The 13124-nt window shown below is 55.6% G+C and carries 13 protein-coding genes; 5 read left to right on the top strand and 8 right to left on the bottom strand.

Going from position 1 to position 13124, the window contains the following annotated elements; genetic code table 11:
• Positions 1–124: 124 nt before the first annotated feature.
• The 3 genes from WBY09_RS15220 to WBY09_RS15210 form a co-directional block, all read right to left on the bottom strand.
• Entirely contained in the window at positions 125–1399 is a 1275-nt protein-coding gene (locus WBY09_RS15220; RefSeq protein WP_008889896.1) for an HlyC/CorC family transporter, read from the bottom strand.
• Between the two features lie 179 nt (positions 1400–1578).
• On the bottom strand, positions 1579–2694 hold the full coding sequence (gene aroB / locus WBY09_RS15215) for a 3-dehydroquinate synthase (RefSeq protein WP_197146651.1): 1116 nt from the start codon (positions 2692–2694) through the stop codon (positions 1579–1581).
• 4 nt (positions 2695–2698) lie between these two features.
• Entirely contained in the window at positions 2699–3310 is a 612-nt protein-coding gene (locus tag WBY09_RS15210; protein WP_252724049.1) for a shikimate kinase, read from the bottom strand.
• Positions 3311–3697: 387 nt separating this feature from the next.
• On the opposite strand from WBY09_RS15210, the gene WBY09_RS15205 reads away from it, so the two are divergent.
• The 5 genes from WBY09_RS15205 (at position 3698) to WBY09_RS15185 (ending at position 9421) form a co-directional block, all read left to right on the top strand.
• On the top strand, positions 3698–3835 hold the full coding sequence (locus WBY09_RS15205) for a hypothetical protein (protein ID WP_165374927.1): 138 nt from the start codon (positions 3698–3700) through the stop codon (positions 3833–3835).
• Between the two features lies 1 nt (position 3836).
• A complete protein-coding gene (locus WBY09_RS15200; protein ID WP_197146649.1) occupies positions 3837–5903 on the top strand; it encodes an antifreeze glycopeptide in 2067 nt (688 codons plus the stop codon).
• A 27-nt stretch (positions 5904–5930) separates the two neighbouring features.
• Positions 5931–6881: a site-specific tyrosine recombinase XerD gene (gene xerD / locus WBY09_RS15195; RefSeq protein WP_197146648.1), complete on the top strand. Its 951-nt coding sequence runs from the start codon at positions 5931–5933 to the stop codon at positions 6879–6881.
• A 258-nt stretch (positions 6882–7139) separates the two neighbouring features.
• The gene (locus tag WBY09_RS15190) at positions 7140–8939 is read left to right on the top strand and encodes an EAL domain-containing protein (protein ID WP_245227846.1); all 1800 of its coding nucleotides are present in this window, start codon (positions 7140–7142) and stop codon (positions 8937–8939) included.
• Between the two features lie 128 nt (positions 8940–9067).
• Complete coding sequence (locus WBY09_RS15185; RefSeq protein WP_064788805.1) at positions 9068–9421, top strand: hypothetical protein; 354 nt, start codon at positions 9068–9070, stop codon at positions 9419–9421.
• A 15-nt stretch (positions 9422–9436) separates the two neighbouring features.
• Here WBY09_RS15185 and WBY09_RS15180 read toward each other — a convergent pair whose 3' ends face one another.
• The 5 genes from WBY09_RS15180 to WBY09_RS15160 are packed head-to-tail and all read right to left on the bottom strand — an operon-like array spanning position 9437 to position 13015.
• Positions 9437–10096: a DUF459 domain-containing protein gene (locus tag WBY09_RS15180; RefSeq protein WP_336233168.1), complete on the bottom strand. Its 660-nt coding sequence runs from the start codon at positions 10094–10096 to the stop codon at positions 9437–9439.
• Complete coding sequence (locus WBY09_RS15175) at positions 10093–11451, bottom strand: CCA tRNA nucleotidyltransferase (protein WP_336233167.1); 1359 nt, start codon at positions 11449–11451, stop codon at positions 10093–10095. Before WBY09_RS15175 ends, WBY09_RS15180 begins: the two co-directional genes overlap by 4 nt.
• Before the next feature lie 30 nt (positions 11452–11481).
• The gene (locus tag WBY09_RS15170; RefSeq protein WP_008889887.1) at positions 11482–11769 is read right to left on the bottom strand and encodes a hypothetical protein; all 288 of its coding nucleotides are present in this window, start codon (positions 11767–11769) and stop codon (positions 11482–11484) included.
• A gap of 23 nt (positions 11770–11792) precedes the next feature.
• Complete coding sequence (locus tag WBY09_RS15165) at positions 11793–12437, bottom strand: CoA pyrophosphatase (protein ID WP_008889886.1); 645 nt, start codon at positions 12435–12437, stop codon at positions 11793–11795.
• Positions 12434–13015, bottom strand: coding sequence for a DUF1285 domain-containing protein (locus WBY09_RS15160; RefSeq protein WP_336233166.1), 582 nt, complete (start codon positions 13013–13015; stop codon positions 12434–12436). The genes WBY09_RS15165 and WBY09_RS15160 overlap by 4 nt, the downstream gene beginning before the upstream one ends.
• Positions 13016–13124: the final 109 nt, after the last annotated feature.

The raw sequence follows: 13124 nt of genomic DNA, 5'->3' as shown, positions 1-13124 counted from the left end.
GTGGCCCTGCAATCCTTTGGGTCAAGACCCTGAAACAAGAGTTTAACCCATAAGTAGATAAAGCTGAAATTTTTTACGCTATAGTGGTTTGTCGGCAACACACCGGTAAAGCGGGGAAGAAGGTTTATTCCTGTTCTTCCCCGGCCGGATCCGTCACCGCGCGCAGACGCACACGGGTGATCTGGTTGCGAATACGCCGCAGCACTTCAAACTCAAAACCGTGGAAACGGAACTGTTGCCCGACATCGGGAATACGCCGGGTTTCATACAGCAAAAGACCGGCCACGGTGGCGGCTTCTTCATCTGGCAGACGCCAGCCGAAACGACGGTTCAGGTCGCGAATGGTGACATCGCCGCGCACAATGACCGATCCGTCAGCCTGCGGCTGGACACCAACCACTTCGACGTCGGTTTCATCGGCAATATCGCCAACGATTTCTTCCAGAATGTCTTCAAGCGACACAACGCCTTCGAACGCGCCATATTCGTCAACCACGATGGCAAAATGTTCGTGCCGTTCCTTGAACGCCTTAAGCTGGTCGGCAAGGGTGGTTGAATCCGGGATGAACCAGGGTTCAGAGCTCAGTTCGCGGACATCCTCGGCACTGGCGGGCTTGGCCCCGCGTACAATCGCCTTGAGAACTTCACGCGCATGCAGAACACCGACAATGTTGTCCGGGTCCTTTTCGTAGATCGGAATACGGGTGTGCGGACTTGCCAGAACCGTATCAAGGATTTCTTCCATCGGGCGGGAAATGTCGATCATTTGCACCTTGCGACGGTGCACCATGATTTCCCAAACGCCGACATCTTCAAGATCAAGCACCCCGTGCAACATCGTGCGTTCGGCATGGTGGTTACCGACAACCACGTCATCGGCATGCAGTTCGATGGCACCACGCAATTCGCGTTCGCTATCAAGACCGGGGCCCTCGCCACTGCCAAACAGGCGCAGGGTCGCCTGCACCAGGACCTGAATGGTCTGGGTGATCGGCGCGAACAGAACGACAAGGATGCTCATCGGGCGCGCGACGCGCAGCGCCATGGTATCGGCATGCTGAAGCGCGTAGGTCTTTGGCAGAATTTCCGAGAAAATCAGAACAAGCGCGGTCATCACCGCCGTCGCATACACGACACCGTTTTCACCAAACAGTTCGATCATCACCGATGTTGCAAGGGCAGAGGCCAGAATGTTGACCATGTTGTTGCCAAGCAGGATCGCGCCCAGCAACCGTTCCTGATACCGCCGCAACCTGTTGACGATTGCGGCCCGAATGTCGCCATCCTGTTCCTTGTGATGCATGACCGGACGCGACGCCGCCGTCAGCGCGGTTTCCGAGCCAGAAAAGAATGCCGAAAGCATCAGCAGCAAAAAAATCACGACAATCGTGATCGTCATTCAGGGCCGTCTCCAAGCGGTGATTGCAACAGAGCAAGTTTGTTCTGTGTTCATCTATAAGGTCAAATGCCGTTAAACAAGTTAACAACAACACATTGGCGGCAAAGTCACCACCGCGAAGTGACCGCCACCATGCACGTCCGTCGACCCACACGCATTGTGAATCAGTATAATATTGATCAACCCCGACAGGATCGGGTGATCGCGGCACGCATTTTTTCAACATCCATTGCCTTGGATGTAAACGCCTTGCCGATCCCGCGGGTCATGACAAAGGTGATCTCGCCGTCGCGGACTTTTTTGTCGCGTGACATGTGGCTGATCACCTTGTCGATATCCCAATGCATGCCCGTGACCTCGGATGCCGTCACCGGAAGACCCACCGATTTCAGATGGGCAACAATCCGGTCTTTCTCGCCCGCAGGTGCCATACCCATGGCACCGCAAACGTCATGGGCAATGACCATACCCATGGCAACCGCTTCGCCATGCAAAAGCTTTTCGCCATATCCGGTTTCGGCTTCAAGCGCGTGACCAAAGGTATGACCAAGGTTCAAAAGTGCACGCTTGCCGCCTTCGCGTTCATCCTCGGACACGATGCGGGCCTTCGCCGCACAGCTTTTTATCACGGCCTGACGGCGCTCAGATCCATCTTTATCAAGAACCGCCTGCCCGTTTTCTTCAAGCCAGGCAAAGAATTCCGGATCATCGATCAGGCCGTATTTGGCGACCTCGGCATAACCCGACCGCAATTCACGTGCCGGCAAGGTATCAAGAACGGATGTATCGGCCAGAACCAGACGCGGCTGATGAAACGCACCAATCAGATTCTTGCCCGACTTGGAATTGATCCCGGTCTTGCCACCAACGGAACTATCGACTTGCGACAGCAAAGTGGTCGGGATCTGAACGAAATCAAGACCACGCAACAAAGACGCCGCAACAAACCCGGCAAGATCGCCAACGACACCGCCACCGAGGGCAATGATCAGGGTGGACCGTTCGATCCCCATCGCCAAAATCTGTTCGACGACGTTTTCGAACATGGCAAAGCTTTTGGACTTTTCACCAGACGGCACGACGACTTCGCGGTGAGGAATGCCCGCCCCGTCAAGCGATGCCAGCACGGTCGGTAAATGATTGTCCGACAGTGCCGCATCGCTGATCACGACCACACCGGCCTTCTTGACGAACGGGGCAATATATTTGGCGGTATCGGCCAAAAGGTTGCTGCCAACAAGGATGTCATAGCTGCGCGCACCAAGGTCGACGCGAAGGGTGTCGTGATTGCTCACTCTGTCAGGTTCCTGTCTTGATCAATTGACCATCGTCATCAAAGGAATCGGCAAGCAGTTCAAGAACCGCATCGCGGGTGGCTTCCTTTGAGGATTCATCACAGTCGAAAATAATGTCTGCCCCGGCATAGACCGGGTAACGCGTCTCGATCAGATCCGCGAGAATTTGTCTGGGATCACCGTTATTAAGCAACGGACGATGGGTCCGCCCGCTGGTGCGGTGCATCAGCAGATCAAGGTCGGCACGAAGCCAGACCGATACGGATTTTTCGAGGATTAATTGTCGGGTACGTTCGCGAATGAACGCACCACCGCCTGTGGCCAACACGATCTGTTCGCCATCAAGCAAACGGGCAATTACACGTTCCTCGCCGTCGCGAAACGCCTCTTCGCCATACAGCTTGAAGATATCGGCGATCGAGCAGCCAGCGGCTTCTTCAATTTCGCGGTCGGCATCGACAAAATCCAGTTTGAGTTCCTTGGCGACCATACGGCCGATGCAGCTTTTTCCTGCACCCATCAGTCCAATGAACACCAATGTCCGGCCTTTCAGGCCGTCCCGAATTTTGGCGATCACGTCTTCGTGCAAACCCGACTCGGCAATGTTGCTGTCCATGTTCGGTTTGCAGTCCTGTGGTTCAATCATTGAGATACAAATTACCCAAATCTTTAGGCCAGCTTGCCCCCGAACGCAAGCAAACCGGACAGAAAACACGACAAAAATACTGCGCCAAATTGCCCCTTTCAGTCACTTTAGGCATGCCTATGCATCGTTTTGCCCAATGTTGTTCTGCGCGATGGCATTAACTCTCTGTGAGTAACAGGCACTTATACTGCCTTTAAGTTGCCGAATTGGAGTGCGACCACCCCATTGCGATGACAGGTTCAAGATACTTGGACGGATCGCCAGAATGATTGGCGGTTGCGGTTCTTGCATCTTTGATTTTCGTCCGCATACTGGTATTCGCGTCCATCGCTTAAACGCTTCGAAGTCTGGATTAAAATGAGAATTTTATCGCGCATCATCCTGTTGCTGGTTATCGCCGTGATTGCCGGCGGTGCCACTTTCCTGGTGACCTGGGACATTCCTGCCCCGACCGCCCAAATCGAAGAAACCATCCCGAATTCGAGGTTTAACTAAGATGACATTGCGTTCCCGCCTGTTAATGCAGACCTGTGTACTGGCCATGATGACGGGAACGGGACTGGGTTCCGCCCCTGCAAACGCGCAAAACTCGGCCCCCGTGCCGTTGTTTTTAAAACAGGAAGCAGAACAGGACGCGGAACGCCAGGTTGCCCCAAGCCCGACCAATCCGGGGGCCACATCGGCCCCGCGATCAGGCAGCTTTGGCAATACGTCATCTGGCACCAGCGAGACTGATGCATTCCCGTCGGATCCGAACGCGGTGCAATCGCTGTCACTTGGCGCAGTCGACGCCGAGGCCGTCGGGACCATTGATCAATCGCGCGGTGGCCTTGGCGCCGATATGTGGAACGGCACCACCCGCCGGTCTGCGGCACAACTGATTTCAGAATTGCCCGCGACCCCGGCGACCCATGCTGCGCGTGACTTGCAAAAACGCCTGCTTCTGTCCGCAGCCGCCCTGCCTCAGGGCTCGGCTGATATCAGCCTGCTTGAAGCGCGTGTTGCAAAGCTGATCGAAATGGGCGCGCTTGATGACGCCATCGAACTTGTCCGCGCCGCCCCGCAAGGATCGCGCGGCTCCATGCTGGCGCAGGCAGAGGTCAACGCCCTTCTGATTGGCTCCAGAATTGATGCGGCGTGTGACGCGATTGAAGGTTACGGCGCAAGTTACGAGGAGCTTTTCTGGCTTAAGGCGGCGGCGATGTGCGCGTTTTACGCCAATGACCCGACTTCTGCGGCCTTCACCGTCGATCTTGTGCGTGAAATGGGTGGCGAAAGCGATGCCACCTTCTTTGGTCTGGTTTCCGCAATCCGCAGTGGCAGTACTGCCGATGCCGACCTGCTAAATGATTTGCGCCCGATCGATCTGGCACTTCTGGCGGTTGCCAAACAATCGATCCCGACCAGCCAGCTTGAAACCGAAAATCCAGCCGCCATCATCGGCATTACCACTGCCGATGCGACTGCGACCGATGTTCGCCTTGAGGCCGCCCGCAAGGCTGAAAATCTTGGCCTGATCAGCCCGGAAAAGCTGGCTGATGTTTATCAGTCGGTGAATTTCGAACCGGCGGCATTGGAAAGCGTTCTTGATGATGCCAGCGAAGGCATTCAGGCGCGCCAGTATGCCAAGCTTTATCAGGCCGCAGCACAAAGTGATGTTGCCGCCGCACGGGCCGAAATTCTGGCTGCCCTGTTTGACGCCGCGGATTTTGAAGGCGATTTCATGCAGGTCGCAAGGCTGGCAGCGCCGCTGATGACCGACATTCCGGTGAATGGCGACTTTTCGTGGTTTGCTGTTCCTGCCCTTCGGGCATCAATTGCCGCAAACAATTTCGAGCGGGCAGAAAACTGGCTTCAGGTTGCCAAATCATCGGCCAATGCATCGAATGACATTTCATCACGCCTGAGCCTGCTTTATCCGGTTCTGGCGATTTCCGGCCTTGAAGAAACAGGCGCCGTTCGACCGACAGCCATGGCAACGGATGGAAGTTCTTCGCAGAGTTTTGGGGCTGATCCGCAATCCGGTCCGACGCAAACCTTCGGTCTTGGCGGTGCCGTCGTGCCGGGTGCACCGACATCAAGTGGCGGCATGGCGTCGGCAACCGTCATGCCCAACTCGGCCTCGGCAGAGGATGTGCAAAGTGCATCTGATCGCGCAGCCGCCCTTGCCCGCCATCGTGCACGTATGGTCGAATGGCAGGAAATGCAGGCTGCGCGCGGCGATCAGGCCGCGGCAAGACGTTATAGCGAACTGATTTTCAACCTGTTTGAAGGTTTCGGCATCGAAGTCCCCAATACGTTGTGGGACAGCATCCTGACCGCCCCCTATGCCGAACAACGCATGACAACCAGCAGTGCTGTATCGCATCAACTCAACGCAGCTGCGGCTGCGCGGCAAAAGGCGAAAACCGCGGCATTGGCCATTCAGGCCCAACAGGTCGCGGCTGTCGACAATGCCGACCCCAAGGTCCTGAGCGATACTGTGACGTCGCTTCTGGTCATCGGGCAGGAAAATGACGCACGGCGTCTGGCGACAGAACTGCTGATGTCGTTTAATCAGTAGGCTCTTTAATCACTGGCAGGACCGGTCATGGCCAAGGCACTGACAAGCTCGTTGATATCGGCCTTTCTGGAAATGATGGCGGCTGAACGCGGGGCCAGTGTGCATACGCTTGATGCCTATCGGCGTGATCTTGAAGATTATGCGTCATCACTGACTGCGGGCAAGGCTGATCCGGTATCGGCAAGCGATGCGGATGTCAGACGCTATATGGCCGAACTGGGGTCTGCCGGGCTTGCCCCGCGTACGCAGGCGCGGCGCCTGTCGGCCTTGCGGCAGTTTCACAAGTTCCTTTATTCCGACGGGTATCGCAATGATGACCCGTCATCGAATATCGATAGTCCGCAACAGGGCCAGACCCTGCCCAAATTCCTGTCGATTGAGGAAATTGATCGTCTGATCATCGCCGCCACCAATCATCCGGGTATCAAGGGCAAGCGGTTACTTGCGATGGTGGAGCTGATGTATGCCACCGGCATGCGCGTTTCGGAGCTGGTCGAGCTCCCCTTTGCCGCAGCGGCGCGTGATCCGCAGATGCTGATTGTGCGTGGCAAGGGCAGCAAGGAACGGCTGGTGCCGCTTTCCGATCCGGCGCGCGATGCGCTGCGTGATTACCTTGAAGTGCGCGATGCCTTCATTCCATCAGACAAATCAAACGGCCATGCTGATCGCCCCGGGCAATCCTCATACCTTTTCCCGTCACGCGGGAAAACCGGGCATTTGACCCGTCAGATGTTTTTGAAAATAATCAAGGATCTGGCGATTGAGGCCGGTGTCCCGCCATCAAAGGTATCGCCGCACGTCTTGCGCCATTCCTTTGCCAGTCACCTTCTGGCCAATGGCGCAGATTTGCGCAGCCTGCAAAAGATGTTGGGCCATTCGGATATCTCGACCACGCAGATTTATACCCATGTTCTCGAGTCACGGCTGCGCGGACTGGTTCAGGAACATCATCCGCTGGCCACACGGGCTATCGGTTAGTCGAGGCAGTATCGGGTTCGCCGATTTGTCTAACCCCTTTGTATAGAGATCCCGCCGTTTCTTGATAAAAAAGCGGATGTTTTCTGCGGATGTCACATATTCGTAACCCTACTGTCATGAACTTGTTGTCATATCTGGGATAACAGCAAACCTCGGAACTTCTAATTCTCACAACTTCCGGGAAAGCCGACCATTTTGAAGATCGGGGTACTGCATTTGACCTTTGATGCAGATGAACAGTGGATATCCGACCGACCCATGACCCAACCGGTCATGCTCCGTAACTGGCAGCAGGTCGTCGAAAAAGTCGACTTCGCCTTCCAGCCCATTGTCAGTCCGCACACCGGTCATGTTTTCGGCTATGAGGCGCTTTTGCGGCGCTGGGAAGAAGCCGGATTTACATCCATTCAGGCCCTGTTTGATACCGCATGGGATACTGGCAACCTGCACAGCGTCGACATGATGCTGCGCGCCAAGGCGATCGAGAAATTCGCGCGCTTTCCCGGCGCCAAGCGGCTCAAGCTTTTTTATAATTTCGACAATCGCGTCGTGAAGACCGAGGATTACCAACCCGGTCAGACTGCCGCCCTGCTGAGCGATGCCGGACTTGAACGCGATACTATCTTCCTTGAGATTTCCGAACGCCACGACATCAGCAATGCCGGGTACCTCAAAGACATTCTGGTGCGGTACCGCAGTCAGGGCTTCAAAATTGCCATTGATGATTACGGCAGTGGCTTTGCCCAGTTGCGCGCCCTTTATGAATGCGAACCAGACATCATCAAGATCGACCGGTTCTTTATCGATGGCATCGACCGTGACCGTCGCAAGGAACTGTTTGTCACGCAAATTACGGCGTTCGCCCACATGATCGCGGCACAGGTCGTCGCCGAAGGTGTCGAAACCCGTGAGGAGTTCCTGTGCTGTCGGCGTTTGGGCTGTGATCTGGTGCAGGGTTTCTTTATCGCGCGCCCGTCACTCGATATTCCCGAACAGACCGATATTGTGTCCTCAGCAGCCGACATTGCGGCAGATTCGCGCCGCCAGTCAGATCGCGATGATGATGTTGTCAGATCCTACCTGCTGGAAACACCGGCACTGCCGATTGATATCAACCCGGTCGATATCCTGAGCTACTTCCAGCAAAATCCGGATATCTCGCTGGTGCCGGTGGTCGACCATGACGGCAAGCCGTTGGGCATTGTCCGGGATTCAGAATTCAAGGCGTTTATCTACACGCCGTTTGGCCGTGAATTGCTGCAAAACCCGGCCAACCGGGCCAATATAAAACGCTTTTTGCGCCGTTGTCCGGTTGCCGATATCCGCACCAGCCTGTCGGAGCTTCTTGAAACCTTTGTCGCGACCGAGGCGTTGGACGGGGTGATCCTGACGGAAAATGACCAATATCTGGGTGTTCTGGATCAAAGTGCGCTTTTGCGGGCGGTCAATGAACGCAATACGCTAAATGCCCGCGATGAAAACCCGCTGACCCGTCTGCCGGGCAACAGTGCGATTTACCGCTATGCCGCCCGCGCGCTGGCAGAGCCGCGCCGACGCCGTTTTGCCGTCTATTTCGATTTCGACAATTTCAAACCGTTCAATGACCAATACGGTTTCCGCCAAGGTGACCGCGCGATCCTGCTTTTCAAGGATATCCTGGGCAAGGTCCTGAGCCAGAATGACTGGTTTGTTGGCCATATTGGCGGCGATGATTTCTTTGCCTATGTACAATCGATTGATTTTGAGGATGCGGTCGCGGCTGTCCAACGCGTTCAGGCCATGTTTGATGCCCAGATCAAAAGCTTCTATGATCCGGAGACACGTGAAAGTGGATACCTGACGGGCAAGGGTCGCGATGGCCAACCTGCACGGTTTGATCTGATGAGTGTCAGTGCCGCGCTGATCCGGATTCCGGCAGAACGCACCGACATCACCCTTGATCATATTTCGGTCGAAGCGGCGAAACTCAAGGCGCTGGCAAAGACCAGTCCACGGCGATTCGCGGCAGGTATTTATGACCCGGACAGCAACAACGCCAGCGAACCAAAACTTCTTTGATTGCTTTTTCAAAGACTTGTCATTTTTGTCGCTCTGAAGCGCAAATTAGGGCTTCAAATCCGAGTCACTCTGAGTAATATTCCGGCCGAATTAAAAACACCAATCGGTTCAAACGAGCAGTTCCGTCAATGGTAAATATCGCGCCTTTTTCTGATCTTTCGCTGTCCAATCCCGTCCGCCAGACCAGCCCCATCGCCCAGCAACGTGGCGATGAGCAACGGTTTGCCGAACAAAACCGGATTATCGATGGGACACGCGCCTCTGTCCTGACATCGGATCAGGAGATCGAGCGCGCTGTTCAGTCCTATCAGCGTGACCGCAATGAACAAAAGCAGTTCCTGAAAGACGGCGAACAGAAAACAATTTCAGACAGCTATGTCGAAAAGATCTCATCGCCGACATACAGCGCATCTGGCGATCCGTTGAACAACCTCACGGCCGGTGCCGGTGGACGTGGTCAGTATTTCGATATTCTGACCTGATTGGTTGTCCGACCCTTAGTCGTCTGAGGCTGAAAGACCAATGGTCTTTTGCACAGCACCCCATTCCCAGATCAGATCTGCCAGCCGGTCATAGCCGAACTTGTCGGGGTGATAGCCATCGCCGCGCCGTAATGCGCGTTGCCATGTATCGTCTTCAAGTGTCGTGGCAAGCAGATCGAGATAGGGCACATCAAACCCGCGCGCCGTTTCGAGATAAATCTGGTTCAGCCCTTCGAGGCGCTGGTTGATTTCCTGGCTGGATTTGCTGCCGTTAATCACGGCCTGTGGCCCGACCCAAAGGGTTGGTGCCAGTTTGGCAGCCGCACCGATAATCTCGGCGGCATTGGCCGCCGACTTTGCCGGGGAAACCCGCATGGTGGTTTCCTCGCCCCGGTCTTCGGCGTGGTTGGCGTCATTCACCCCAAAACTGAAGATCAGGACCGTCGGGAATTCTTCAACCATGCGAAGGCTTGCTTCAACCTGCCAGCGGGCCTTGAGCCCCTCGGACGTTTCCGCGCGAATACCAAGGTTATAGATCGTGACGTCACGCCCGGCCTCGTCCAAAAGACGCCGGGCCAAACGCATCGGCCAACCGCCCTTTTCACCGTCGCGAACACCATTGACCAGACTGTCGCCAAAACAGCAAATCCGATGTCCAATTGCGCCTGTCGTCATTCTTTCTCCTCATCGCCTGCAGTGATCTGGCGGGCAATATAGTCCATCAATTCATCCCGACCGGGCTGGAAATCGCGATCGATCCAGTATTCCTCGGCCTGTCTTAAAAGCGCCCCGACACACGGCCCTGCAGGTGCAAGGCCAGCTTTCAGAATATCACGGCCCTGTATTGGCAATTTCACCGGTTGCCAGTTTGCTGCGGCCTCAATCAGGGCTTTCCATTCGTCATTTTCTGCGCGTGTGCAACGTGGTGGCACTGCGGCGCGTGTACTCCATGCCAAGAGCACCGCATCACGAAATGCGGATGCCCCCATCCGATACAGATCGCGGCGCACGATTTCCGGCCGCAGTTTCGGATCAATCAGCGGCGCATGCGCAACCATTTCAGCAAAACGGTCGGTTTCTTCATTCGACAGTCGCAAATCACGCGCGAAGCGTTCTGCCGCCGCCAGATTGTCCTCGTCATCATCGCTGTTGCCTCTATCGCCCGCTGGCGCAAACAGTGCCGCAAGGCGGCGCAACGGATCGGGCTGGATCACCGGATCGGCAAGGGCGGTGCTATCAAGCCACTGCATGATGCGCAGGCAATCAGTGTGGATTAGTTTGGGCAGAATGGCGGGTAAAATGCCAAACCCGATCATGTCATTGATCGTGCCGGCAGGACTGCGCGAGCGAAGAAGCTTGAACATCTCGTCGCGAATACGTTCGACCGAAATATCATGAAGACCGTTTACTGCCTTGCGACAGGCTTCTGCCCCGACGGGATCAATCGGCGGGCGGCCAAACCAGGCCTGAAAGCGGAAGAACCGCAAAATGCGCAGGAAATCCTCGGCAATGCGGTTTTCGGCCACCCCGATAAATCGAACCCGCCCGTCGCGCAAATCGGTTTCGCCATCAAACGGGTCATAGATCGTGCCATCAAGGTCGCAGTATATGGCGTTGAAGGTAAAATCACGGCGCTTGGCATCTTCAAGCCAGCTGTCGGTAAAGGCGACCTCCGCGTGGCGCCCATCGGTCAGGACATCGACACGCAACGTCGTGATTTCATAGGTCCCGGCATCGGTAATTGCGGTGACAGTCCCGTGCTTAAGGCCGGTCGGGATGACCCGGATACCCGCCTTTTCCAAAGCAGCCTGCGTTTCCTCGGGCGCGAGATCACAGGCGATATCGACATCGACCAGATCGCGTTTCAGCAACGCATCACGCACGACGCCGCCAACAAACCGCGCACAACCGCCTTGCTGCGCAATGGCATCAAACACGCGGGCCGTATCATCGGCGACCATGATCCCGTATGGCCGCAATCTGCCGGTTACTTCGAGTGCTGTCATCGCTGCCTTGTTGCCACCTGTCATATCAAGTGCCACGACGGTGGCTGGGCTGTTCTATTCCTTGGGTTCGAAATAGCCCGGCTCGACCACGCCGTCACGCAATACCGGCGCATGATAAATGGAATCGGGCGGCGCACCAGTCCCAAGTGCAGTGAAAATCAGGATTGCAGCGGTCAGCAACACGCCCAAACCAAACAGCATCAGCCACGGCCCCTTGTTCCATGGCGGGATGATGTCATGACCTTCACGGATGGCCTTGGCGCGGGCCCATTTCAGCCACAGCCCGTAAATCACAAAGGGCAGGATCAGAGGAAGACCGATCTGGATGATTTGTCGCAACATAAAGCTCTGTCCTAATATTCGGATTAACGGTTAAGCGATGGCGCATTGGCCCGGATGACTTCAGAGAAGTTGACCAGCATCCCGGCGGTCGCGCCCCAGATGTAATATTCGCGATACGGAATCGCAAAATACCGCCTGCGGGTACCCTCGAACGTAACGGTTTGCAGTTTCTGATTTCGCGGATCAAGAATGAAACTGAGTGGCACTTCAAACACTTCGGCCACTTCGTGGTCATCGGGCTTAAGATCGAATGGCGGTGTAATCAGACCGACGACCGGGGTCACCTGATAGCCGGTCACGGTGTAATAATCGTCGATCCGGCCCACCAGATCGATGTGACGGCGGGCAAGACCAATTTCTTCCTCCGTCTCGCGGAGCGCGGTTTCTTCAAGCGTGGTATCAAATTCTTCCTGCCGCCCGCCGGGGAAGCTGATTTGACCTGCATGGTCGCTGAGGTGATCAGTACGCCTTGTCAGGATCACATGCAAACCCGCATCGCGTTTGACCAACGGCACCAGAACGGCTGCCGGACGCGAAATCAGCTCCCCATCGGCAAATGCCCGTGCGCGCGATTTCGAACCCGGAAAGTCCACCGCATGGTCGCCACGGCGCTGCAAAACATCGCCAGTTGGCGCGCGCAAGGCGGCAACGATGTCATCGGGTGTCATTCCGTGGCCTCCATCCGACCGATCTCAAAAAACTTCCCATGACTGTAAACACCGATACGTATCATGTTGTGGTCAGGGTCACTAATTTCTTCGGCCAATTCGACCAATTGATAGAACACCGCCCGGTTCAGGCGCGCCTCAAGGCCGCGCTCCAACCCGACATAGGGCGATGGTTCATCAGTTTCGGGGTCGTGTTCGACGCGCAGGGGATGATCATCATCAAGTTCCACCCACTGATCGATATTGGTCCGAAAACGGATATTCTGATCTTTGCCGTCGCCTTCATTTTGCATTTCAACCGCGATGAAGGCGACGTCCTCGACCTCGATCCGGGCCATCTCGGCCGGGGTCACCAACCAGTGCCCGCCTTCCTCATCACGCTGCAACACGGAAGAAAAAAGCTTAACCAGCTCAATTCGGCCAATCGGACCACCTTGATAGAACCAGGTTCCATCCCGACCTATAGACATAGGGATATCGCCACAGATTTGTGGGTGCCGCCCGGTGTCGGGCTTCTGCCCGCGCAAGCGCGTCCACAACTTCTCGGCGAGATCGATGGTTTTTTGGTTTTCATTCATGCTGTAGAGTTGATCCTGAACCAGACGTTTTCCCGTTATACTTCTGCGATTTCATCTGCGTTCTCTGGCCTGCCAACGCCTGCACTGCAACATAGGAAGCACAGTCAAC

This window comes from Thalassospira sp. CH_XMU1458 (assembly GCF_037027205.1).
Lineage (GTDB): Bacteria > Pseudomonadota > Alphaproteobacteria > Rhodospirillales > Thalassospiraceae > Thalassospira > Thalassospira tepidiphila.
This window is presented reverse-complemented; position numbering and strand designations above follow the sequence as displayed.

Bases quoted from the DNA above. Each gene is read 5' to 3' on its own strand.
- WBY09_RS15210 (WP_252724049.1), bottom strand. From the start codon at position 3,310: ATGGACAGCAACATTGCCGAGTCGGGTTTGCACGAAGACGTGATCGCC.
- WBY09_RS15190 (WP_245227846.1), top strand. From the start codon at position 7,140: ATGACCCAACCGGTCATGCTCCGTAACTGGCAGCAGGTCGTCGAAAAA.
- WBY09_RS15205 (WP_165374927.1), top strand. From the start codon at position 3,698: ATGAGAATTTTATCGCGCATCATCCTGTTGCTGGTTATCGCCGTGATT.
- WBY09_RS15165 (WP_008889886.1), bottom strand. From the start codon at position 12,437: ATGACACCCGATGACATCGTTGCCGCCTTGCGCGCGCCAACTGGCGAT.
- WBY09_RS15170 (WP_008889887.1), bottom strand. From the start codon at position 11,769: ATGTTGCGACAAATCATCCAGATCGGTCTTCCTCTGATCCTGCCCTTT.
- WBY09_RS15185 (WP_064788805.1), top strand. From the start codon at position 9,068: ATGGTAAATATCGCGCCTTTTTCTGATCTTTCGCTGTCCAATCCCGTC.
- WBY09_RS15160 (WP_336233166.1), bottom strand. From the start codon at position 13,015: ATGAATGAAAACCAAAAAACCATCGATCTCGCCGAGAAGTTGTGGACG.
- xerD (WP_197146648.1), top strand. From the start codon at position 5,931: ATGGCCAAGGCACTGACAAGCTCGTTGATATCGGCCTTTCTGGAAATG.
- WBY09_RS15200 (WP_197146649.1), top strand. From the start codon at position 3,837: ATGACATTGCGTTCCCGCCTGTTAATGCAGACCTGTGTACTGGCCATG.
- WBY09_RS15180 (WP_336233168.1), bottom strand. From the start codon at position 10,096: ATGACGACAGGCGCAATTGGACATCGGATTTGCTGTTTTGGCGACAGT.
- WBY09_RS15175 (WP_336233167.1), bottom strand. From the start codon at position 11,451: ATGACAGGTGGCAACAAGGCAGCGATGACAGCACTCGAAGTAACCGGC.
- WBY09_RS15220 (WP_008889896.1), bottom strand. From the start codon at position 1,399: ATGACGATCACGATTGTCGTGATTTTTTTGCTGCTGATGCTTTCGGCA.